A 22,755-nucleotide genomic window follows, 5' to 3' on the forward strand; every position below is an offset into this window, starting at 1 on the left:
CCGCTTTGTTTTAATTCTTCGATTGCTTTATTTACGGCTTCGAGCAATGTTTTTGTTTCTTCGCCTTTGCGCATTGGAATTGCAACTTTGCTTGCGTTTTCTGTCAGCGCTGCAAGTTTGAACGGATTTTCTGGCTTTATTTTTTGGTAATAAAAAAATGTCGCATTGTCGTTTAAGGTTGCGTCGGCCCGTCCGTGTTCAACAAGCTGCAATGTTTCTTCAAAAGAGTCGATTGTAACAACTTTTGCGCCAAGGCTTTCGGCAAATTCTGCATAAGTGCTGCCGAGCGAATTTGTCGTTGTTTTGCCTTTTAGGTCTTCAAACTTTTTTATTGAATTGTTGTCTTTTTTTACAATCAAAGCAGTGTGTGTATATGCGTACGGTTCTGAAAAATCGTATTTAAAGGCGCGTTCCTGTGTTACTTCTACGCCGTTCAAACTCAAATCGTAGCGTTTTGAATCAATTCCCGCAAAAATTCCGTCCCAGTCAACTTCGACAAATTCTGCCTTTACACCCAATTTTTCGGCAATTTTTTTGCCGACTTCGACATCGTAACCGACAAGTTCATTTTTTTCGTCATGGTAAGTCCACGGCGCCCAGGTTCCTTCCATTGCGATTGTAATCTTGCCTTTTTTTTGAATCTGGCTTAAAAGGTCGGCGCTCCCGCTTTTTTTGCAAGACATAATTCCTGCCGAAAAAACTGCCGCCGCAAAAATAAATAATTTTTTTTTCATAAAATTCTCCCATAAAAAGCCAATTTTTGTTTTGACTCTTTTACGTATTTTTTATTCAAACTTTCCAATAAACTCTCTTGTACGCTGATTTTTTGGTGATTCAAAGAATTCTTTTGCACCCGCTTCCTCAAGAATTTTGCCTTTTTCCATAAAAACAACACGGGTGCTCACGTTTTTTGCAAAATTCATTTCGTGAGTTACAACAATCATCGTCATTCCTTCTTCTGCAAGATTTTTCATTACCTGCAAAACTTCGCCGGTCAATTCCGGGTCAAGCGCGCTCGTTGGCTCGTCAAAATAAATAATTTTTGGATTGGTCGCCAAAGCCCTGGCAATTGCCACACGCTGCTGCTGTCCGCCAGAAAGCTGGTGCGGAAAATATTCTGCCCTGTCTTCCATTCCGACTTTTTTGAGCATTTGAACTGCGCTTTTTTCCGCCTGTTCTTTTTTTATTTTTCGGGCAACAATCAGTCCTTCCGTCACATTTTGAAGGACATTTTTGTTTCTAAACAAATTGTAATTTTGAAAGACAAATCCTGTTTTTTTGCGAATTTCGTTTATCTGTTTTTTGTGCATTTTTTTTAAGTCGTAAGTCTGGCCGTCAAAAACCAGTTCGCCTTCATCGGCTTTTTCGAGAAAATTAAGGCAACGGAGCAAAGTTGTCTTTCCAGAACCGGAAGAGCCGATTATCGAAATTACATCGCCTTTGTTTACGCTCAGGTCAATTCCCTTCAAAACTTCTAAATTTCCGAACGACTTATGCAGATTTTTTAATTCAAGAATTTTTTCCGTCATATTTTTACTGCGTTTCTCCGTCAAAAGCTTTTTCTGACAAAAAATTGATTTTTTTCTCAGCCTTCCGCTGAACCCATGTCAAAACAGTTGAAAAAATCAAATAGATGAGAGCAACTTCAATGTAAAGAGCGAGCGGCTCATAAGTTCGGGCAACAATTCTCTGAGTCGCCATAAACATTTCTGTAACCGTAATGTTTGCTGCAAGAGAAGTTTCTTTGACCATTGCAATCAAAGAATTTGAAAGCGGCGGAAAGGCAGTTCTAAAAGCCTGAGGAAGCAAAATTCTCCAGAATGTCTGAAAATAGCTCAGTCCAACGCAATAACCGGCTTCAAGTTGTCCGGCCGGCACCGACTCAAAAGCGGAACGCATTGTTTCCGCCGTGTAAGCGCCTTCATTTACCGCAAAAACCGCAACCGCCGCCGGAAAAGGCTCAATCATAATTCCAAGATTTGGCAATCCGTAAAAAACAACATAAAGCTGAACCAAAATCGGAGTTCCACGAACAACCCAAATATAAAAACGGGCAATCTGTTTTAAAACTTTTATATTTGCAAATTGAACTAAGGCTGTAAGAATTCCAATCACAAGCGCCAAAAAAAACGAAATCGCAGTAAGCGGAATTGTCGTAACAAGACCAGGAATTAAAATCTTAAAAAAAGAATCAGTTAAAATGTGCCAGAGATGTTCGCTCACAATCACTCCAACCAATTAAAAAAATGGCAATTAAGACAAAAAAATAAAAAATTTACAGTCCAAAGGTCATTTCGACTGGCGCAATGACCTTTTTTTATGGCTTAATTTTCGCCGAATTTTTATTTTTCCTTATGGCGTCTGTCGAGTTCGTCATAAACATCCTGCCAAGTAACGCCCTCTTTGTACATCAAAACGCTCATAAAATAAACAAGGTCGGCCGCTTCCCAAATAACGTCTTCGCGAGATTCTGCCTCGTCTGTCAGCTCTTCGGCTTCTTCCATTACTTTTTCTCGCACACGCTTAGCGTCGAGAGTTGCAGTGTAGCTTCCTGGACGAGGATTTGCAAAACGCTCTGCAATTGTCGCATAAAGACGTTCAAGATTTGATTTTGCGTCAGGCTCGCTGTTAAAACAAGTGTAAGAACCAGTGTGGCAAACTCCGCCGTTTGGAAAAACCGTTGCAAGAACAGTGTCGCGGTCGCAATCGGCACGCATTTTTATCAAATCAAGGTAATGATGGCTTTCTTCGCCTTTAGTCCAAAGCCTATTTTTTGTACGGCTAAAGAAAGTAAGTCTTCCAGTATCAAAAGATTTTTCAAACGCTTCTTTATTTGCATAACCGAGCATCAAAACTTCGCCAGCCGGACTCTGGGCAATCACCGGAATAAGTCCATCGGTCTTTTCATAATTCAGGCAGTTTACAAAAGCATCTTTTAGATTTACAGCACCTGTATAAAGAGCCATTCCGAGCTGAACATCGCAACCGATTTTTTCAAGCTCAACAATCTGTTCAAGATTATTAACTCCGCCAGCAACAACAAGACGGCACTTCACAGCATTCCTCAAGGCACGGCAAGCCTCCATGTCAGTCCCCTGCATGCACCCTTCTTTTTCAACACAGGTAAATAAAAGCTCAGAGCAAAATTTTTCGGCCTGCTTTGCGCCTTCCACCAAAGGAATATCAACCGTTTCAGTCCAGCCTTTTACGGCAATTTTTCCGTGAATCGCATCAACCGAAATAATAACGCGCTGTTTTCCAATCGCGTCGCAAAGCTCCTGCAAAAATTCTTCGTTCAAAAAAGATTCGCCGTCTTTAGCATCTGCATTCCAGGCAGCCGAACCAACAATAACTTTTTCCGCGCCAAGGCTAATCAATTCGCGGGCTTTTTTAACAGAACGAATTCCGCCGCCAACACGAACATTTCCTTTTCTTAAAATCTGCTTTAAAAGCTCAGTATTTTTGGTGTTGCCTTTTTCATCGGTATTACGCAAAGCCTGGTCAAGGTCAATTACAGCAACTTCACCATATTTATTAAAATCAGAAATCAAAGCCTCAGCATCATCACGCTGAAGAACCAAATCTTTGCCGTTTTTTAACTGGACAACGTGCCCGTCTTTCATGTCGATAGAAGCAATTACCATAATGCCTTATTCTAGCGAAAATAAAACAGTTTTACAATTGAGAAAGATTTTCAGTATTTTTAAATTTAGGAGCGCAATTTCCGCTCGAACCGGCTTTCCGCCCTTCCGCTGTTCGCTGCATTAAAGCACGAAAATTAAAAAATTTCCGTGCTTTAACTTCGGGGCTCCAATCCGGGCTGCAAGCCCGGTCGTGTGCTTTAGCACACACGTAAAATAAACGGGTTTTGCGCAAGCAAAAGCCGCAGCATGCGTCAGCATGCAAGCATCCGGGCTGCAAGCCCGGTCGTGTGCTTTAGCACACACATAAAATAAACGGGTTTTGCGCAAGCAAAAGCCGCAGCATGCGTCAGCATGCAAGCATCCGGGCTACAAATCCATTGCAAACTGAGTCAAAAGCTGGTCGATTACAGCAGGATACATTTCAACAAGAGCATCGGCATCATATTTTCTGCCGGCAACTTTTAAAGTTTCAGTTCCCTGAACCGTATAAGTTTTATATTTTATTTCTTTTCCAGACTGGTCAAAAATCTTTGTCTTCATCTTAACAAAAGGACAAACAGTTCCGTTTACCATCGTTCCTGAGGCTGTTTTTTTGAAAAATTCAAATTCAATAACAACTCCGCCTTTTGCGCCGACAGATTCACATAGTTTTTTTAAGTCATACTTTCCAGGATTGCGCAAATCTTTGTAATCAGTCGCAGTAATTGTCGTATTCATTATGGACAAAAGTCCTTCCGACATTGATTTGTATTTTTTTGAAAAAACAACATCTTCTTTTCCAACAAAATCAATTTCGCAAATTTCTCCGAAAATTCTGCGCAGAGCATCTTCTGCATAATCAAGCCGGTTAAAACTTGAGACAACTTCCGGATCGTCATCAAAAAATTTAGAATTTATCGCATTTTGCAAAAGTCCTTTCGTTGCCTTCGGCTCTTCTCCTTCTTTTATAACATACCACGGCAAAGAACTGTTTCCTGCCACAGTGATTATTGCAAGCGGAGAAATGCTTTGTTTTTCAATTTTAGCAGAAGCACAACCAGAAAATGCCGCTGCAAAAACCAAACATCCCATCAAAAAACCAATTCTTTTTAAACCTAATTTTTTTTTCATTCTTTTTCTCTTTAATAAAAAGTCAAGGGTAAAACTTCAGTTTTAGGACTGACTTTTTAAGCTGTTCCGAAGTCTGCAACGCAAACTTGTAAAGATAAAATCAGACGCCATTTTCGGCTGTTTTTATCTTACACTCTTTTAATTTTTGTTTTACAGATATTTTACTATAAATTTATTTATAAGTTGGTCAATTACAGACGGAAACAGTTCAACCATTTCATCTTTGTCATATTTTGTCATCCGCATTTCAACAGATTCCGGCGAAATTACAGTAAATTCATCTTCAAGCACTTTTTTTCCATCCTCATTGTACATAAGAACATTCATAATTCCCATTGCGCCAAGATTTGCGTTAAGATTATCTCCATCATCTTTTATATATTTTTTAAACGTAAAAGACAGAAAAACAAGGCTTTTTGCGCCAGTTTCCCTCGAAATCAACCTCGCTTTTTTTGAACCAATATCGTCCATAAATTTGTAGCCCTCGCCACGAATTTTTACATCTATGTACGAAAGCAAGCTGTTTTTTCCAATGTCAGCATAAGTCGGAGAATTCATTACGACTTCTTTTGGGACAACCTCAACACCGGCAACTTCTGGCAAAATCCGTCTGAAAGCATCTTCTGCATAATCAACACGGTCAGCGGCGGTTTGAATTTCAGGATTATTTTTCCCAAAAAAACTATTTATAGCATTCGATAAAAGCCCGTCTTCTTCGCCATATTCATCATCACGAACTTCAGAAGAATAATAAGGAACGTGAGTATTTCCGCAAACTCCAAGAATCGCAATCGGAGAAGCATTTTCTGTCAAAGAATATTTCGTAGAAGCACAACCAACTAACAACAACGGCAAAACTGTAAAAAGAGCCACTTTTTCAGTTATTTTTTTTAAGCAAGACATAATTTTCCTTTTTAGACGCAACTTTTACAAAAAAAACAATTTTTTTAATAAAAAGTTACTTTTTATTCTCAGCAAGTCTACCACAAACACAAAAAAAATGGACTGCCCAAAAAACTATTTTTTAGACAGTCCGTTCAAAAAATCAGAGATGAGCTTTTGACTTTTATTATGCCTGCAAAGCAGTTACTGCAACTGTGTCAACAATCTCGTCAACATTGCATCCGCGGCTCAAGTCGTTGAGAGGCGTTGCAAATCCCTGGCAGACAGGTCCAATTGCTTTCCAGCCGCCCATGCGAGCAGCGATTTTGTAGCCAATGTTTCCTGCGTTGATGTTTGGGAAGATAAAAGTGTTTGCGTGTCCTGCAACTGCGCTTCCTGGAGCCTTAAGTTCGCCAACTTCCGGAGCAATCGCAGCGTCAAACTGGAATTCGCCGTCGAGAGCAAGTTCCGGAGCTTTTGCTTTTGCAAGTTTTGTAGCTTCTACAACTTTTCCAACTGTGTTCAAGCCCTTTGCATCGCTTCCTGAACCTTTTGTAGAGAACGAAAGCATTGCAACTTTTGGTTCGATTCCTGCGATTTTTTTAGCAGTTTCTGCTGTTGCAACGGCAATGTCAGCCAATTCTTCAGCAGACGGTTCAATATTGATAGCGCAATCGCCAAATACAGAAATTCCGCTTGGAAGATATTTATTTGAACCTTCTGGAGCAACCATGATAAAGCAAGAAGAAACTGTTTTAATTCCAGGAGCTGTTTTGATAACCTGAAGTCCTGGACGCAAAGTATTTGCTGTTGAATGGCATGCGCCAGAAACAAAACCGTCAGCATCTCCTGCTTTCAAAATCAAAGCACCGTACATTGTGTAATCTTTAAGAGCGGCAGCTTTTGCAGCGGCAACATCCGCATATTCAGGAAGACCAGTCTTTTTATTGATTTTTCCTTCGCGTGCCTTGTAAAGAACTTCTGCATATTTATCAGCATTTGAATCAGTTTTTGGGTCTACGATTTTTACACCAGACATATCAAAACCAAATTTTGCAATTTCGTCTGCATTTCCGAGAAGAATGATTTTTGCGATTCCTTCTTTTACAATTACTGAAGCAGCTTCAACAACACGTTTGTCTTCACCTTCGCAGAGAACGATTGTTTTTCCGGCAGCCTTTGCCTTTGCACGTAAATCTTTTACAAAGTCCATGATTTTTCCTCGTATAAAAAATTATTTTCGGTTCAATAAAATGAATCAATTCACTTTATCACTTTGCAAAAAATTACACAAACATATTTACTGGCAAAACCGGCATTGACAAACCCTAAAAACATTATTTTACAGAAGGTTTACAAATTCTTTTTCCGGCACCGGCGGACTGTAAAAAAATCCCTGAATATTATCGCATTTTAAATCCATAAGCGAATTTTTTTGAGACTCGTGCTCAACGCCTTCGGCAGTAATCGTCATCCCCAAATCTTTTGACAGCGCGATTATGTGCTTTATTGATTTTAAGCCTTTCTCTTCGCCAATTGTGTCAATCAAACTTTTATCAAGCTTTATATTTGCAAAAGGCAGAGAATTTAAAAGCGATATTGAAGAATATCCAGTTCCAAAATCATCCATGCACAAAACAAAACCGCGACGGCAAAATTCATTTGAAATTTCTTTTATATCCGAATTGCTAACTGCGGCAGTTTCCGTAATCTCAATCGGCACATATTTTGGATTTATTCCTGCATCCTGAACTATTTTGTCGTACTGCTCAACAATTCCCTCATAACAAATACTTGCCCGCGAAAGATTTACAGAAACCGGCAAAACAGGCAAGTTTGCCTCAGTTCTTGCTTTTATAAAATGACAAACCCTGTCAAAAATATATTCATCCAAAATGCGGATAAGACCGTCCCTTTCAAAAACAGGAATAAACATTCCTGGCGGAACTAACATTCCATCTTCTCGTCGCCAGCGAACAAGAGCTTCAGCGCCAACAATTCTTCCACAAACCGGACTTACCTTTGGCTGATACCATATTTCAAAACAATTTCCGGAAATCGCATCATAAAAATTATCTTCCATTTTTTTCTGTTCGATAACTTTGTCGCTCTCTTCAACCGAATAAAACTGAAAATTTACATTTTTTTCGTCTTTTACACTGTGCTTTGCAAAAGTTGTGTAACTGTAAACTTCTTCAATATTTTGTCCAGGAACCCACTTTGCAATTCCAAAATACGGATGCAATCGTGGCCATCGCATTTTTTTCGAAAGCTCAGAAAGGTCAGACGTAACTTTTCCAACTTTTGATTCAATTTCCTCGCGAGGAGAAGTCGGAGCAAAAACGACAAAATGGTCGGCATTTACGCGGGCTGCAAAATCCTGTTCTTTTAAATTTTCAACGATTGTATTCCAAATTTCCTTCAAAACCCTGTCGCCAACTTTTACTCCGCAAATTTGGTTTACAATCTTGAATTGATGAATATCCATCGAAACAAAATATCCGGGCTTGTTAGTTTCGCTCAGCTGCTTTTTAAAATAATTATAATTATTGCCTTCGGTAACCGGGTCAACATACGCAAGACGCTCAACTTCAAAAATTTTTGCCTTTGTCGTGTCAGAAAAAGCAATCATAAAATCAGAAAATTTTTCCGAATTTTGCAATTTCGCAATTTTTAACCGGCAATAAATGGTCTTTCCATCACGAATTCCGCGATAATCATGAAGAATTATGTCCTTTTCTTTAAAACATTCTTCGATAAATTTATATGAGCAAATTTTCCGCATTTCATCTTTTTCAGCATCAATAACAGTTTTGTCGATATAACAATTTATCAAATGCTCATAATTTGAATTCTCGCGAATTGCTTCTCCATATTCCCGCTTAATATCATCGCTTATTCTGTAAGGAAACAAAACTCCTTTTTCAACATCAATGTAATAAATACTGCCGTAATCTTTGGCAAGCGCCATAAAAAGTTTTTCAGAACGGTTTTGTTTTTCAATATTTTCTACAAAGCCAAGTGCAACAATCGGTTTTCTTTCATTATTCCATTCGCACGGAACAATCGTAACTCTAAAACAATCGCCGCTAACAGATTCAAAAGTGTTAGAAACTTTTTTTTCACCTTTTTCAAGTTTTTCTATAAGTTCATAAAAACTTTGGCGCTCTTCTTCCGCAATAACAGCGCCAGCAAAACTATATGGCATATTTGGATAAACTTTTGCTACTTGGTAAGTTTCAGCAAACTTGTCAGAAATAATCATTGTTTTTTCTTCAGGATAATATCTGAACGTCAAAAGTCCAAGAGAAAAAAATGCATCCTGAAAAGTCCGGGAAAGCAGGCTGTAATTCTTCCCGTTAAAAACAAAAGTTTCTAAATCCTTTGTCTTCATAAAGCTCCTTAAAACTGATACAGTTGCAACAAGTAAAAAAAGCACATCCCGCTTATAAGAACGTACATTCCAAAAAAATATTTTTAAATTCTTATATGGGCGGCCCGGCAACTTGTTGCCGTCGGGTCTTGCGTGGCTACGGCGTCTAACGCGCCTCCGGTGCTACGCACACGCTATGCGTCCACTCCAGCCCCTGCCGCATTCCACAAATCAATATCCATCGCTCATGCTGCGGTTAATATCCCTTTGGTAAAGTTCCTGATATACAACCGACCGTTTTTTCAGCTCCTCTTTTTTCTGCTGATTAAACGGCACAAAACGCCAGAAAATCGCACGCAGTTCTTTGTCCATTCTCTGCACGCCATTTACTTCTTTCGTAAGCCAAAGCACATAATCCGAAATAAAATATGTCTTTAAATCACCTTTTAATTTCTGATTCTCAATATATTGATAATATTGTCCGGTAAGTCCTTCTTCCATCCAATAATAAGATGCTTTTTCCTTTGCAACCTGCCAACGCAAATCGGCAACTGCCATCAAAACGCTGATTTTTAAATCTCTTGGATACATTGGAATTACAATTCGCCCACGGCTCGTAATTCTATTGTAACGGTCAAAAGGTTCCCAGCAAAATCCAAAATCACCATAAGTCGGAACAAGCAAAACATAAGGAACAATTCTATGCGCAGCGTTCTTGTGAATTCGGCAAAATGCTCCCGGATCCATTTCCTCAATCCAAGACATTACGTTTAAAACATTTTCTCTAAAACCTGTTCCCTGTGGCGTACTGTGATAAAATTCCCTCGTAAAAACCGGAAACTGATTTCCCTGACGGCCGACTGTCATTTTTGCCATCTGACGGACAGTATTAAATTCAGTATCAATATCGCCTTTGTTTACCTCAACATTCACAGGACCGTTCGCAATTTTTGCTTCAAGAGAGCCGCTTACAGACTTTGCTTCTTCAAGTTCTTTTAAATAACCTGCAAGCTCCTTGTCGTTTTTTTGCAAAGCGCGAAGCCTTTCCTGTATTTCTGCAAAAAGCTTTTTTTGCATGTCAGTATACGGCATACGGTGCGGCTCAAGTCCAATCATAGTCGAATGTTCGCAAAGAGCGTGGATGCGATTTAAAAGCTCATTTTCCATCATCTGGCGTTCGCTTTCTTTTGCATTCACAAAACTTTCTGAACTCTGCAATTTTCCGTCGTTCTTGCTTTTTAACTGCATAAGATGCTGCTGTTCTGCAGAACCACCGTCATTAGCTGATTTTTTTATACGAACCTCATCAGTTGCAGAAAGTGTAAGCCGTCCGCTTGCAATTTCTTTAAACCATTCGTCCATGTAGTAAACAGGCTCGCCAGTCGTATTGTCTAAAATCACTTTAGAAAAGAGCTCTTTTTGTTCTGGAGTAAAAAGAGACGGCAAAACAACGCCAAAACGCATCATCATTCTTTTTACTTTTGGCAAGGTTAAATCTGCCATTTTTGGCGCCATATTATGAATAAGTTCCCAATAAGCCATTACCATTTGCTGTCGGTAAACTGTTCTGTCTTTTGGATCTGTGCATGTTAAGTATTTTGAAAGTACCTGATGAACTCTTTGAGCCGGCTGGCCTTCGCCTGTAAGACAAGTCTTGTAGTATGCCGGATCGTCAAAATAAGGCTTTGGCTTATCTTCAAAGAATTTTTCAATCGGACTGAATTTTGTAACGCTTAAATCAACTTTATTGGCTTGTTTTTGCTTTTCGGCAGGCGCTTCCTCGTTTGCATTAAAACTCGCCGCACTAAAAGGCACTGTTTCTGTCAATTTGTTTGAAACATTGCTCAAAGTTGGGCCGGAGGATTCCTGGGTTTCTGCAAGGAGAGCTGCAATCGTCGGGTCAAGTTCTTGGTCACTCATTCTAAAAAATACTCCAAATATCTTTTAATTATATCACAAGTTATTTAAAAAGCATTATAAAAATATCAAGAACCATTAAAATAAATTTTCAGTTTTGATTAGCAAAATTTGAACTTTTTAGACTCACTTCTCCAGAATACAATTTTTTTTGAATTCCATCTTCCGTCAAAACCAAAAGCTCCGCTTCGTCCGTTACATCAAGAACTTTAGCTTTGTAGATTTTTCCTTCAAGCCCCGCAATTGGATTAACATAAACTTCAAGCCCGGTCAAAAGAGAACGTTTTCTGTATTCGTCCATAGTTTTTTTGATTTCCTGCTTGTCGTCTGCAAAATAAAAATCATAAATTTTTAAAAGATTAGAAACCACTTCCGAAACAATCTGATTTCGGCTTACTTTTGGAACGATTTTACCTTCTCCGGCAATAATCTCTTCAACGCTGCCTGCAACTTTTGAAAGCTCTCCATCAAAACCGCCGTTCCTCACATTTATTCCGATTCCGACAATGGCAACATCGATTGTGCCGGTTTCAAAATTCGTAACGCCTTCAGTTAAAATTCCGCAGATTTTTTTGCCATTCAAGAAAACGTCATTCACCCACTTTATTTTGCAATCTTCTCCATAAAGAGATTTTATTGCTCTGCTTACAGCAACTGCCGCAGCCGCCGTCAAAAAAGCAGGATTTTTTATGCCTGCAACAGGTTTATAAACAAGCGAAAAATAAATTCCAGAATTTGCGGGCGAAACAAAAGTCCGGCCCATTCTTCCGCGTCCTGCCGTCTGTCTTCCGGCAACAAAAAGCACGCGGTTAAGTTCTTTGTCGGCAGTTTGTCTTTTTGCCTCCAAATTTGTCGAATCAATTTCGTCAAAAGCAAGAACTTCGCATTTTTCGCCACATTTTAAAATTTCTTTTTCGATAAAATCTGAATCAATCTTGTCTGGAACACCTTCCAGTTTGTAACCTTTATTTGTAACAGCTTCGATTAAAAATCCCTGTTCACGCAAAGCGGAAATTGCCTTGTGAACAGCCGCACGGCTTACCTGACAGCAAGATGCAAGCTCTTCGCCAGAAATAAAATCGTTTTTTAACGAATCCGAATTTAAAATTGAAATGATTTTTTCTTTTGTGCTCATTTTCTTACAAGTTTTAATTATTTTCAAAACAGCAGACTTTGTTTTTTCCAGAATTTTTGGCTTTGTACAAGGCGGTGTCCGCATTTTTAAAGAGTGTATCAAAATCTGTCTCTTCAAAAACAGCAAAACCTATGCTCGAACGTATAAATCCAGAATTTTCAGGCTCGTCCGTCAAAATAGGCGTCTTATTCAGCAATTCCAAAAGCTGTTCGCAACGCATTCTTGCAATATTTTTTTGATTTGCGCCAATCATAAAAATCAAGAATTCATCGCCCCCAAAACGTCCCATTAAATCGGAAGATCGGAACACTTTTTGAATGCAGCCTGCAACTTTTTTTAGAACTTTGTCGCCAACAAAATGTCCATAAGTGTCGTTTATCTGCTTAAAATAATCCAAATCAAGCATTATCAAAATTCCGGTATTTGTTGAATTCAGATATTTTTTTGCAGAACGAATAAATGCCGCCTTGTTTAAAAGTCCGGTCAATTCATCAGTATCGCGTTGATTTTCAATAATTTGCCTTAAAAAAAATTCACGGACACGGATTTTTGTCAGATAAAAACACGGAATAAAACTCAATCCGTAAAAAAGCCACATGTAAAAAATGTCAATTCGGGCAATTTTTACGTCTTTAAAAAAAATCGTACAAATCGTGTTTAAAAGCACAAGCAAGCCAGTGTTTCTAAACATTCTTGAAACTCTATCAATAAAAATAACAGGAATTGCAAATTCCAAAACGACGAACATAACTGAATAATTACCAGTATTTCCGTAAATTCCTCGAAATCCAGTAAAAATGCTTAAAGTCCATATAAAAACATAAAGAAGCGGCACTGCAAGCTTCAATTTTTCCTGCGAAATCTTTATTGATGAAATAAAAATAAACAGCATTACGACAAAAACCGCAAAATAGCCAATTGTCCTTAAGTCTGGATACGAATCAAAAAAAAGTCCGATAATTCCTAAAACAAAAAAAAGAACGCAACCAACAAGGGAACAAACTTCAAGCATCAAAAGGTTTGTCTGACAAGTCTCAGTCTTAACACAATCGTACTCGAAGTCAGAAACCTGGTTCCTTAATATGAGCGTCTTTACCTGTCTATAAAGATTCTTCATCAATGCTAATTTTATTTCGCTTTTCCTAAAAGTGCAAAATCTTCTACTTTCCCGGAATATGCGATTCCCATTCCCGGATCTTTCAAACATTTTAGCTCACGGATTGCAGAAATTACCGGCTGTTTTTTGTCGCTCGGAACAACCATCACAAGCATTTCCTTTTCAGAAACAATGTGCATTCCAAAAAACCGCTCGTCTGTTTCTTTTGCAGTTCCACGCGCATTTATTACTGTTCCACCGCCTGCACCTGCCTGTCTGGCGGCAGCCATTACATCGTCGGCATAACCTTTATTTACAATTACTGTAATCATTTCATTTTGTGTGCTCATAATGTCTTCCTCCATGTTTTTATTAGCGGCATCTGAATTTTCAATGATATTTCCGCCTTTTAAAAGCGAATCAACTCCAACACTAAAAAGTTCGCCAAAATGTCTTTTTTCTTTTGAAGTTGCTGTTTGAATCGCATTTTTTACAGACTCGCAGGCCGATTTTTCAACAACCATCATTATTACGTCTTTTGAATTTTCGCCAAGGCCGAGAATTGCCGCAAGATTCGTTTTTGCAAGCCCGCGCCCCATCAAAACAGTTCCGCCACGGCAACCGCTTTCCATTGCAGCGCGAGTAAGTTTTTCTCCTTTTCCGTGAGGAACTACGCTGAAAAATAATTTAAATGAATTCATGCTTTTTCCTCCAGAAGTTCAGTTTGTTCCATTTTTTTGTGGGAATTTGTTTTTACCTTAAATACAATTCCAAGAATTTGAATTGCAATAAGCGGAGTCATCGCAACAAGAGCAATCACACCAAATGCTTCGCCTGCAGAACCTGCATTTACTGCATGGCCTACACCAATCGTAAGAGAAAGAATAAATGTGCTTGTCATAGGTCCGCTTGCAACTCCACCAGAATCAAAAGCAATTCCTGTAAAAAGTTTTGGACACCAGAAAGAAAGCGCAAGCGCAATCACATAGCCAGGAAGAAGAATAAACCAAAGACTAAAACCATACAAAACTCTCGCCATTGAAATTCCGATTGAAATTGCGACTCCGGCGCTCAACGCAGCGAGAATTACTTTTCTTCTAATCATTCCGCCAGAAATTTCTTCAACCTGATCTGTCAAAACCCAAACCGCAGGCTCAGCGCAAACAACAACTGCTCCAAAAATACAGCCGATCAAAATAACGGCAATTGGACCGACAATCTTAGGAATTACAAAGAGAGTTTTAGTTATTCCGTTGCTTGTGCTTGAAATCAAAACATCGCCCGAATTTGCAGCAAGTTTTCCAAGCAAAACACCAAGTTCCTGACCGACAGGCATAAAACCGCCCTGGGCACCGCCTAAAAAAATCACCAGACCAATAAAACTCAGAACAAAACCGCGAATCATGCGGACAACTTGCATCGGCGGCATTTTTATAAGCGTAATCTGAAAAAATACGGCCATTGCAACCAAAGGAGCCAGCGCAGAAACAACTTCTTTTGCAATTGCCGGAATATGCGCAAAAACAACAGAAAGTCCGACAGCAATTTCTTCTTCAGAACCAGAATCAACGCTTTCAGAAACTCCAATTACTCCATTTATTTTAGAAATTGCAATTGCAAAAATAATAACCGCCAAAACTGGACCGACAGATGCAATTCCCGTAAGACCAAAGCTTCCGTCGTTGTCCATGGAATTTTTTTCAGAATTTTGAAGAGTTTTTCTACGGACAGCAGCAACTCCGACGCCAAGCGCCAAAATAAACGGAACTGTCATGGGGCCAGTTGTTGCGCCGCCAGAGTCAAAAGCAACTCCCTGCAAAGCCTGAGGCGCAAAACTTGCAAGAGCAAAAACTGCTATATAAGAAATTATCAAAATCAATCTGAGAGGAATTGAAAGAATTACGCGCAGAATTCCCAATGCAACAAAAAGACCAACACCTGCTGCAATTGCAATAATCAGTCCCCATTTTGAAACAGAAGATTCAATTTTACGAACTTGATCTGCCAAAACCTGAATATCAGGCTCTGCAATCGTTACAATAAAACCGATAAAAAATGCGGCAATTAAAAGAAGCGGTAAATTCCGTTTTGAAGTAAGGGCTGCTCCACTACGCTCGCCGACGGGAATAATCCCAATATCAACGCCCAAAAGAAAAATGGCGAGTCCAATAATGACCATAACTCCGCCCAGCATAAACTGAAGCAAAAGCTGACCACCCAAAGGTGCAATTGTTACACCTAATAAAAGCACCAAAAGCATAATTGGCGCTACAGAAAAAATAGTCTCTTTAAGTTTTAGATAAAAATTCACTTAAGTAGACCCCCAGCGGAAAAATTTTACAGCCCGTCAGGAAAAGCAGTCCAACCTTTTTTGCTGATTCCCTCAATCCAATTTTTTGCGAATTTTTTTGCGCCTTCCAAATCCATGTCGCGGTAGTTTCCGCATTGAATTTCGTTGGCGGCTGGAATTTCGCCAGTCCAGTCAATAACTTTTTTAAAAACAGGAATTAAATGGCTTGCAATGTATTCTTCATCCACATCGCCCCAGACAGTAAGATAAAAACCTGTGCGGCAGCCCATCGGTGAAAAATCAATTACACCAGGAATTTCATCTCGCAAATATTCTGCAATGATATGTTCCATTGTATGCAAGGCGCCTGTATTCATAAATTCTTTGTTTGGCTGACAAACACGCACATCAAATTTTGTCACAACGTCGCCTTTTTCACCCTGTTTTTTTGCAGCGACGCGGACATAAGGGGCAACCACTTTTCTGTGGTCCAAATTAAAACTGTCTACATTGTATTTTTTTAATTCCATTTAAAAATGCGCCTTTATTAAGGAAAAAAAATTCTTTAATAGCGAGATTTTATATTGCTTCAATAAGTTTTTCAACTACCTGAGCACTCAATTGAGCGGCAACCCCTTCATTAAATTCATAGCCATTTGAACTTAAATCGTCCGCCATATCGCTCATGCACCGGATAATTACAAAAGGCGTTTTATTGAGCCAGCAAGCCTGAGCAATTGCACAACCTTCCATTTCAACACACGCAGGAGAAACATTTTCCGCAATTTTTGCCTTGAGAGCTTTTTCAGAAATAAACTGGTCGCCTGTGGCAATTCTTCCTTCAATCATTTTATGGCCTTTTAATTCTTCGCAATTTTCAAATGCTTTTTTTGCAGCAAGAATCATTTTTTTGTCTGCCTCGAACGAATAAACAGGCATTTGCGGAATTTGACCTATTTTGTAACCAAATCCTGTCGCATCCATATCGTGATAAACAGCATCGCTCGAAACTACAAAATCCAAAACTCCAAGGCCTTCCGCCATGGCTCCGGCAATTCCCGTATTGATTACGTTTGTGCAGTTGAATTGAAGAACAAGCCTCTGAGCGCACAATGCGGCGTTTACTTTTCCAACTCCGGAACGAACGACAACAACTTCTTTTCCATGAATTTTTCCAGTTTCAAAATCAAGACCGCCGGCACAAACAGTTTTTGGCGAACCTTCTTTTGACATTAAATTTTTTAGCCAGTCAATTTCAATTTGCATTGCACCAATAATTCCAATTTTTTCCATTTTAGCCTCCATAAATTTCAAATTACCGTAAAAACTGCAAAACTTTCAGATATTTTTCAATAAAACCGTAAAGTTTTCAACCTTTTTCATAAAAAATGCGTTATTTTAGCGATTTTTCAGCAATTTTTCTTAAAACTCAATTGCATAAAATCCTGCAAAGTTATATTTTATTATCAGCAGCAAGAAATATAACAAAAAACAATTTACAAAGGGCTACTTTTTTCCTCCTTCAGTAGCCCTTTTTTCTTTTTAAACCGCCTTTTATAATATTATTATGAATCATGAAAAAATTGAATTATGTCCGCCTTCAAAAGCCTGTATCGCTCCTTATATTTTAAAAAATCAGAAAAAAAATCCTTTTATTCTAGTTGTCCCTGGCGGCGGATACAATCATTTTGGAAAAAAAGAACAGGAAACCATTGCTCTTTTTTGGAATTCTTTGGGATTTTCGTCAGCAGTGCTTTACTACACGCTTGCACCGTTCAAATTTCCTGAAGCGCTTTTTGACCTGGCAAGAGCTGTTGCCTTTATTAAGAAAAATTCCGATGAATGGAATATCGATCCTCAAAAAATTTATCTCTGCGGATTCAGCGCGGGCGGACACCTTTGCGCAAGCCTTGGCTGCTTTTGGAATACTCCCCTTTTGCAAAATCTTACTCTCGACGGTAAAACTTTGCTGCCAGAGCAGACGCGGCCAGACGCGCTATGCCTTTGCTATCCGGTAATTTCTGCCGACAAAAAAATTTGCCACGAAGGCTCAATACAGCGTCTAACCGAAAATTTAACGGAAGATGAACGCATTGAACTTTGCAAAAAGACATTCACTCAAAATCCGGAAAACAAAAATTCTGAAGAACTGATCCGCGATGCCGTTTCTCTCGAAAAACACATTTCCAAAGATTTTCCTAAAACTTTTGTCTGGCACACGCGCACAGACAAGGCAGTTCCGGCAGAAAACACATTGGTTTTTGCAAAAAGCCTGAAAGATGCCGGAATTGAATTTGAGTATCACCTTTTTAAGGAAGGTGAACACGGACTTGCGCTTGCAGAAAACACGCCTGCACAAATTTGGCCACAAATGTTTGTAAATTTTATAATGTCTGCGGCAGGGATAGCAGCCACGCCGAAGGCGTTCTAAAAAAACGGGGAATTTACCCGATTTTTTTTAGAATGATAATGGCGAATAGCCCGGTTTTTACGCAGCAAAGCGGAGTAAAAAGCCGCCCGGATTAAAATAAAAATTAAAATTACCTAAACAAAAAACTTTTTTTTCTATAAAATAAAAACGCCTCTGAAATTTTTTCTTTTAGAGTTGCCAAAACAAAAAATCTGGAGATCTAAAAAATGTCAGTTTTACAGTCGATTTTGCTTGGAATTTTACAGGGAATTGCTGAATTTTTGCCTATTTCGTCGAGCGGACACCTTGCCGTAGCTCAATTTCTTTTTAAGCTGGACGATGTGCCTCTTTTGTACGATGTAATTCTTCACCTTGCGACCTTGCTTGCCGTTGTTATTTTTTTCCGTGCAAAAATCTGGAAACTTTTATGCTGCTTTGGACGCTGGATTGCGCGCCGGCCGCTAAATTCTGACAACGATCCGGAAGATTTGCTTTCTGGAAACGACATTCTCGGCCGAAAAACAATTGTTGCAATTATCTGCACAACTTTTATAACAGGAATTTTGGGCATTTTAAGTTCAAAACTGATTCCAGAAATGCCAATTAAATTTACCTGCGCAGGCTTTCTCGTTACAGCGGCACTCTTGATTTTTAGCAGTTTCTGGCAGAAAAAAAACCGCAGCGCCGAAATTTTGAGCAGCGAAAAAAAGGGAATCGGCGTTTTTCAGTCGCTTTTTATCGGTTTGATGCAGGGGATTGGAACTTTGCCGGGAATCAGCCGTTCAGGTTCAACAATTGCCGGAGCACAGCTTGCAGGAATTGACCGGCAAAGCGCAGGAGAATTTTCTTTTATCGTAAGCATTCCTGCAATTTTAGGAGCATTTGTGCTCGAAGCAAAGGATTTAGGTGAACTTGGCTCTTCTGTAGGACTTTTGCCCGTTATATTTGGATTTGTTTCGGCTTTTGCGGCAGGTTACATTTCTCTCGCTTTTTTAATGAAATTGATAAAAAAAGGCAAGCTTGAATGGTTTGCAGCTTATTTGATTCCTCTTGGAATTGCTGGCTTGATTTTCTTTTAAATCTTTTAAAATAGAATGAATTTGTGTTAAACTCATTCTATGAATAAATTAAACGCGCCTAGATGGAATTTAGATTCAATTTTTTCTTCTATCGAAAGTCCCGAATATAAATCGGCTCTTGATAATTACAAAACCGGCATGGAAAAACTCGAAAATCTTATAAAAACTTCCAGCCGGTTTAATTTTTGCTTTTGGCTAAAGGGCTTTCTTGACGCAAAAAAAGAAGTTCTCGAACTCTCTCAAAGCCTTGGAGCCTATGCTTACATAATTTATTCAGTTGACACAACAAACACCGTTTTTTTAAACAATATTTCTTTAATTGATGAGCTCGCTCTACGCCTAAAAAAAATCGATATTGATTTTAAGACAATTCTCGTAAAAAATTCTAAAAAACTCGATGAATTTTTTGAACGGTTTCCAGAATATTGCGAGCAGCGTTTTTTAATCGAAGAAGAAATTGCAGAGTCAAAGCATAAAATGTCCGCAAAAGAGGAAAATTTGGCCGGCTCCTTGCAACGCACCGGAGGAGATGCATGGGACAGGCTGCACGAGCAAATAATTTCAAATCTAAAAGACACAGACGGAAAAACCTTTAACGAGCTTAGAAACGATGCTTATTCGGCAGATTCAAAATTAAGAAAATCTTCCTACGAAAAAGAACTTTCGCTCTTAAAACAAAACGAAATCGCTTTGGCTGCCTGTCTGAACAATTTAAAAGGCGAAACTTTAACCCTCAACAAGCAGCGAAAATGGAAAAAACCAGTTGACCGCACTCTTTTTTCGAGCCGAATGGACAAAAAAACGCTAAATGCCTTGATCAAGGCGATTGAAAAAAGTCTTCCGGAATGGCGAAAATATTTTAACGCAAAGGCGGATTTTTTACGAAAAAACAATCTTACGGCAAGCACGCCAAAATACATAAACGGCAAAGCAGAAAAAGGACTGGCTTTTTACGACCTTTTTGCGCCAATGGAAGTTTTTGAACAAGACCAAAGCAAAAATGCAAATTCCCTGCTTTCGAAAACCTGGACTTTTGAAGAAGCCGAAAATTACGTTATCGAACGCTACAGCAGTTTTTCGGAAGATATGGGAAATTTTGCAAAAACAGTTTTCCAAAATAACTGGATTGATGCAGAAGTCCGCCCCGGAAAAGTCGGCGGAGCATACGATGAAGATTTTGCACTTGGCCACCAAAGCAGAATTATGACAAATTTTACAGGCAGTTTTAGCGACATTGTAACTCTTGCCCACGAAATCGGCCACGCTTACCATTTTTCCTGCTTAAAAGGAAAGTCCGTTGATTTTTTCTGTTACCCAATGACGCTTGCAGAAACTGCTTCAACCTTTGCAGAAACAATCGTAAAACAAGATATGCTCAAAAAATGCGGCGAAAAAGACCGGCTGCAGCTTTTAGACCTCGATTTGCAGGACGTAAGCCAAGTTCTTGTCGATATTTTATGCCGCTTTTATTTTGAAAAAAATGTTTTTGAAGAACGCGCAAAAGGCGAATTAAACGCTCAGGATTTTTGCAGAATTATGCGCGAAGCCCAGGAAAAATCTTACGGAAAAGGCTTAAATTCCGAACGCCACGAATATATGTGGGCGGTAAAAAGCCATTACTATTCGACTGGCCTTGATTTTTACAACTTTCCGTATGCGTTTGGACAGCTTTTTGCGGTTGCGCTTTATCAAAGATATTTAAAAGAAGGAAAAAGCTTTGCAGAAACTTACAGACAAATTTTAAGTTTGACAGGAAGCATGAACTGCGAGGAATTGTGCAAAAAAGCAGGATTTGATATTACAAGCATAGATTTTTGGAAATCCGGAATTGAATTCTATTCTTCAAGAATCAGCGAATTTATTGAACTTTGCAGAGGAAAATCAACTGCCGTAACCGTAAAAGCAGGAAGTTCTCCAAAAACCGTTTATGAAGCTGATACAGCAGAAAAAATTGAAATTCCGGCAAAAACCGAAAAACCTGCAAAAAAAATGGGACTTTTACAGCGTGCCGAAATTCTAAATAAAAAAAATTAACGTAGAACTTCCAAAGCAAAAATTGCTTTATAAAAGTCTGGAAGTCCTACGTTTTTTAACCGATACTTATTTTTTTATTTCGTTGTGCTGTTTTTCCAGATATTCCATAACGTGGTCAATCATAGCCTGTTTTGGATCCGGACAGTCTTCCGGCAAAGAAGCAAGATATTCTTTACGGAAAGGCTTGCATTCGATTAGAGGACTTGCCTTGTAAATGCAAACCGCTGGAGCACATTCATCGGCGAGCATATCGTTCATGTTGTCTGGATTGAATTTTAAAATCATTCCGTCGATAGAAACCAAAAGCATAACGTCGAACATTCTCAGATAACTGTCGATTTCTTTTAAGCCGCGTTTTGTTTCTGGTTTTCCAGGGCGATAGCGAGTTCCTGAAGGAAAAACAAGAATCGCTTCTCCGTTGCGCTTGCATTTGTCCATTGCGTGCATTGCGGCAAGATTGATTGCACGGGCCTTTTTTGTTTCTGCTTCGATTTCTTCCTGAGAGGCAGCAGTTTTTGTAGCTGAATCAAGCGAACGTGTCGGATAAATTACAACCCGTGTAAAGCTTTCAGCAAAGGCACGAACCATAGGATCTGCTTCGTTGAGTTTCATTCCTGCAATCGCAACTACTTTGCCACCAAGCTCGCGGCAGTCAGGATCGTCAGAATTTTCAAGAAGCCAGATAAGACCAGGCAAGTCGGTATTTGCATAATGTTCCATCAAGATAAGCCCGCTTTTTCCAGACTTAATTGCAGCCAAAAATGCCTTAAAGTTTTCTACACCTTCAAGACGGCTTCCTTCTGCCATATTGTCCGAAATCAACTTGTCCATCAGTTTTTTTGTGTTAGGATTTGCCTTTTGATAAACATTTGTCGTATCAATTTTTGCGGCAGCATGCGAAAAATTTGCAAGTTCCTTAAACTTATCTCCATAGCGTTCACGAATCGAAGCCATTTTTTCCTCTCAATAAAGTACAGGCTCGCCAAAACCGGCATCTTTGCCTTTTTTAAGTATTTTTGACATTTCAGAACAATTGAAAATTCAGAAATGTCATTTTAATTCTAGTTTTAAAGTATAGTTTTTGCAAGGACAGCCAGCATTCTAAAAATACTTGCCAAAACTAAAGCGCGCAACCTCTAAAATCATCAAGCGTTTTATAACCTTTTTTTGCCATAAAATTCCTGATTCCTTTTAAGATTTCTGTCATTGCAAGCGGATTTCCAAAAGTTGCAGTTCCAACTTCTACAGCGCTAGCTCCTGCCATGATAAATTCAACTGCATCTTGCCAGCACGAAATTCCGCCAAGTCCAACTACAGGAATTCTTTCGTTTTCCGGAAGTTTATTCATTGCAAGACATAAATCATAAACCATGCGAAGGGCAATTGGTTTTACAGCAGGCCCCGAAAAACCAGCACGGATATTTTCAAAATAAGGACGGCCGGTCTCAATGTTTATTGCCGTTGCCTGAAAAGTGTTTACAAGGCTGATTGCGTCGGCGCCTGCATTTTTTACGGCCATTGCAACTCCAATCAAATCAGGCGCATTCGGACTGAGTTTTACCATAAGCGGCTTTTTTGTTGCTTTGCGGACAGCTTCTACGACAGATGCCGCGGCTTTTGGTTCCATTCCAAACGCCATGCCGCCGGCTTTTACGTTCGGACAACTGATATTCAACTCAATCATTGGAGCGTCTGTTTTATCCAGCAATTTTGCCCCTTCAACATAGGTTTCAGGACTTTTTCCGCTCAAATTGACAATTGTCTTTGCCCTAAATTTCTGCATTA

20 protein-coding genes are annotated in these 22,755 nt (G+C 39.1%); 3 read left to right on the plus strand and 17 right to left on the minus strand.

Annotated elements, in window-relative coordinates:
- From B2X33_RS00840 to B2X33_RS00910, 15 genes are all read right to left on the minus strand, one after another.
- Positions 1-734: transporter substrate-binding domain-containing protein (locus B2X33_RS00840; protein WP_296666811.1), on the minus strand; the 734-nt coding region annotated here is incomplete at its 3' end.
- A gap of 51 nt (positions 735-785) precedes the next feature.
- The gene (locus tag B2X33_RS00845; RefSeq protein WP_296666812.1) at positions 786-1,529 is read right to left on the minus strand and encodes an amino acid ABC transporter ATP-binding protein; all 744 of its coding nucleotides are present in this window, start codon (positions 1,527-1,529) and stop codon (positions 786-788) included.
- Between the two features lie 4 nt (positions 1,530-1,533).
- Entirely contained in the window at positions 1,534-2,223 is a 690-nt protein-coding gene (locus B2X33_RS00850) for an amino acid ABC transporter permease (RefSeq protein WP_296666815.1), read from the minus strand.
- Between the two features lie 119 nt (positions 2,224-2,342).
- Positions 2,343-3,644, minus strand: a complete 1,302-nt coding sequence (gene hisIE, locus B2X33_RS00855) for a bifunctional phosphoribosyl-AMP cyclohydrolase/phosphoribosyl-ATP diphosphatase HisIE (protein WP_296016615.1) — start codon at positions 3,642-3,644, stop codon at positions 2,343-2,345.
- A gap of 366 nt (positions 3,645-4,010) precedes the next feature.
- Positions 4,011-4,754: a hypothetical protein gene (locus tag B2X33_RS00860; protein WP_296666818.1), complete on the minus strand. Its 744-nt coding sequence runs from the start codon at positions 4,752-4,754 to the stop codon at positions 4,011-4,013.
- 150 nt (positions 4,755-4,904) lie between these two features.
- Positions 4,905-5,657 (minus strand): hypothetical protein, encoded by a 753-nt coding sequence (locus B2X33_RS00865; protein WP_296016603.1) that lies wholly within the window; start codon positions 5,655-5,657, stop codon positions 4,905-4,907.
- Positions 5,658-5,823: 166 nt separating this feature from the next.
- Complete coding sequence (gene pta / locus B2X33_RS00870) at positions 5,824-6,849, minus strand: phosphate acetyltransferase (protein ID WP_296666821.1); 1,026 nt, start codon at positions 6,847-6,849, stop codon at positions 5,824-5,826.
- 129 nt (positions 6,850-6,978) lie between these two features.
- Positions 6,979-9,030 (minus strand): GGDEF domain-containing phosphodiesterase, encoded by a 2,052-nt coding sequence (locus tag B2X33_RS00875; RefSeq protein ID WP_296666823.1) that lies wholly within the window; start codon positions 9,028-9,030, stop codon positions 6,979-6,981.
- A 210-nt stretch (positions 9,031-9,240) separates the two neighbouring features.
- Positions 9,241-10,929 (minus strand): DUF8510 domain-containing protein, encoded by a 1,689-nt coding sequence (locus B2X33_RS00880; RefSeq protein WP_296666829.1) that lies wholly within the window; start codon positions 10,927-10,929, stop codon positions 9,241-9,243.
- An 88-nt stretch (positions 10,930-11,017) separates the two neighbouring features.
- Positions 11,018-12,061 carry a biotin--[acetyl-CoA-carboxylase] ligase gene (locus tag B2X33_RS00885; RefSeq protein WP_296666831.1) on the minus strand — a complete coding sequence of 348 codons (1,044 nt, stop codon included), beginning with the start codon at positions 12,059-12,061 and terminating at the stop codon, positions 11,018-11,020.
- Positions 12,062-12,074: 13 nt separating this feature from the next.
- Positions 12,075-13,178, minus strand: a complete 1,104-nt coding sequence (locus B2X33_RS00890; RefSeq protein WP_296016577.1) for a GGDEF domain-containing protein — start codon at positions 13,176-13,178, stop codon at positions 12,075-12,077.
- A gap of 11 nt (positions 13,179-13,189) precedes the next feature.
- Complete coding sequence (locus B2X33_RS00895) at positions 13,190-13,858, minus strand: P-II family nitrogen regulator (protein WP_296016571.1); 669 nt, start codon at positions 13,856-13,858, stop codon at positions 13,190-13,192.
- On the minus strand, positions 13,855-15,468 hold the full coding sequence (locus tag B2X33_RS00900; RefSeq protein WP_296666834.1) for a DUF1538 domain-containing protein: 1,614 nt from the start codon (positions 15,466-15,468) through the stop codon (positions 13,855-13,857). Before B2X33_RS00900 ends, B2X33_RS00895 begins: the two co-directional genes overlap by 4 nt.
- Positions 15,469-15,494: 26 nt before the next feature.
- On the minus strand, positions 15,495-15,977 hold the full coding sequence (locus B2X33_RS00905) for an S-ribosylhomocysteine lyase (protein WP_296016558.1): 483 nt from the start codon (positions 15,975-15,977) through the stop codon (positions 15,495-15,497).
- Between the two features lie 49 nt (positions 15,978-16,026).
- The gene (locus B2X33_RS00910) at positions 16,027-16,740 is read right to left on the minus strand and encodes a 5'-methylthioadenosine/adenosylhomocysteine nucleosidase (protein ID WP_296666837.1); all 714 of its coding nucleotides are present in this window, start codon (positions 16,738-16,740) and stop codon (positions 16,027-16,029) included.
- A gap of 274 nt (positions 16,741-17,014) precedes the next feature.
- Between B2X33_RS00910 and B2X33_RS00915 the strand changes: the two genes are divergently transcribed.
- The 3 genes from B2X33_RS00915 to B2X33_RS00925 all read left to right on the plus strand — a co-directional run bounded on the left by B2X33_RS00915 (position 17,015) and on the right by B2X33_RS00925 (position 20,970).
- Positions 17,015-17,878 (plus strand): alpha/beta hydrolase, encoded by an 864-nt coding sequence (locus tag B2X33_RS00915; protein WP_296666840.1) that lies wholly within the window; start codon positions 17,015-17,017, stop codon positions 17,876-17,878.
- A gap of 206 nt (positions 17,879-18,084) precedes the next feature.
- The gene (locus B2X33_RS00920; RefSeq protein ID WP_296666842.1) at positions 18,085-18,936 is read left to right on the plus strand and encodes an undecaprenyl-diphosphate phosphatase; all 852 of its coding nucleotides are present in this window, start codon (positions 18,085-18,087) and stop codon (positions 18,934-18,936) included.
- A 39-nt stretch (positions 18,937-18,975) separates the two neighbouring features.
- Positions 18,976-20,970 (plus strand): M3 family oligoendopeptidase, encoded by a 1,995-nt coding sequence (locus B2X33_RS00925; protein WP_296666844.1) that lies wholly within the window; start codon positions 18,976-18,978, stop codon positions 20,968-20,970.
- 66 nt (positions 20,971-21,036) lie between these two features.
- On the opposite strand, the gene B2X33_RS00930 is transcribed toward B2X33_RS00925, so the two are convergent.
- Positions 21,037-21,924, minus strand: coding sequence for a 1-acyl-sn-glycerol-3-phosphate acyltransferase (locus B2X33_RS00930; protein ID WP_296016539.1), 888 nt, complete (start codon positions 21,922-21,924; stop codon positions 21,037-21,039).
- A gap of 166 nt (positions 21,925-22,090) precedes the next feature.
- Positions 22,091-22,755 (minus strand): tRNA-dihydrouridine synthase (locus B2X33_RS00935; protein ID WP_296666849.1); only part of this gene is annotated, 665 nt, incomplete at its 5' end.

This window comes from Treponema sp. UBA785, from assembly GCF_002297065.1.
In the GTDB taxonomy this organism is placed as follows: domain Bacteria; phylum Spirochaetota; class Spirochaetia; order Treponematales; family Treponemataceae; genus Treponema_D.

Coding starts and splice junctions, on each gene's coding strand:
- B2X33_RS00860 (WP_296666818.1), bottom strand. CDS start 4,754: ATGAAAAAAAAATTAGGTTTAAAAAGAATTGGTTTTTTGATGGGATGT.
- B2X33_RS00890 (WP_296016577.1), bottom strand. CDS start 13,178: ATGAAGAATCTTTATAGACAGGTAAAGACGCTCATATTAAGGAACCAG.
- hisIE (WP_296016615.1), bottom strand. CDS start 3,644: ATGGTAATTGCTTCTATCGACATGAAAGACGGGCACGTTGTCCAGTTA.
- B2X33_RS00905 (WP_296016558.1), bottom strand. CDS start 15,977: ATGGAATTAAAAAAATACAATGTAGACAGTTTTAATTTGGACCACAGA.
- B2X33_RS00930 (WP_296016539.1), bottom strand. CDS start 21,924: ATGGCTTCGATTCGTGAACGCTATGGAGATAAGTTTAAGGAACTTGCA.
- B2X33_RS00845 (WP_296666812.1), bottom strand. CDS start 1,529: ATGACGGAAAAAATTCTTGAATTAAAAAATCTGCATAAGTCGTTCGGA.
- B2X33_RS00910 (WP_296666837.1), bottom strand. CDS start 16,740: ATGGAAAAAATTGGAATTATTGGTGCAATGCAAATTGAAATTGACTGG.
- pta (WP_296666821.1), bottom strand. CDS start 6,849: ATGGACTTTGTAAAAGATTTACGTGCAAAGGCAAAGGCTGCCGGAAAA.
- B2X33_RS00895 (WP_296016571.1), bottom strand. CDS start 13,858: ATGAATTCATTTAAATTATTTTTCAGCGTAGTTCCTCACGGAAAAGGA.
- B2X33_RS00885 (WP_296666831.1), bottom strand. CDS start 12,061: ATGAGCACAAAAGAAAAAATCATTTCAATTTTAAATTCGGATTCGTTA.
- B2X33_RS00865 (WP_296016603.1), bottom strand. CDS start 5,657: ATGTCTTGCTTAAAAAAAATAACTGAAAAAGTGGCTCTTTTTACAGTT.
- B2X33_RS00920 (WP_296666842.1), top strand. CDS start 18,085: ATGTCAGTTTTACAGTCGATTTTGCTTGGAATTTTACAGGGAATTGCT.
- B2X33_RS00880 (WP_296666829.1), bottom strand. CDS start 10,929: ATGAGTGACCAAGAACTTGACCCGACGATTGCAGCTCTCCTTGCAGAA.
- B2X33_RS00925 (WP_296666844.1), top strand. CDS start 18,976: ATGAATAAATTAAACGCGCCTAGATGGAATTTAGATTCAATTTTTTCT.
- B2X33_RS00915 (WP_296666840.1), top strand. CDS start 17,015: ATGAATCATGAAAAAATTGAATTATGTCCGCCTTCAAAAGCCTGTATC.
- B2X33_RS00875 (WP_296666823.1), bottom strand. CDS start 9,030: ATGAAGACAAAGGATTTAGAAACTTTTGTTTTTAACGGGAAGAATTAC.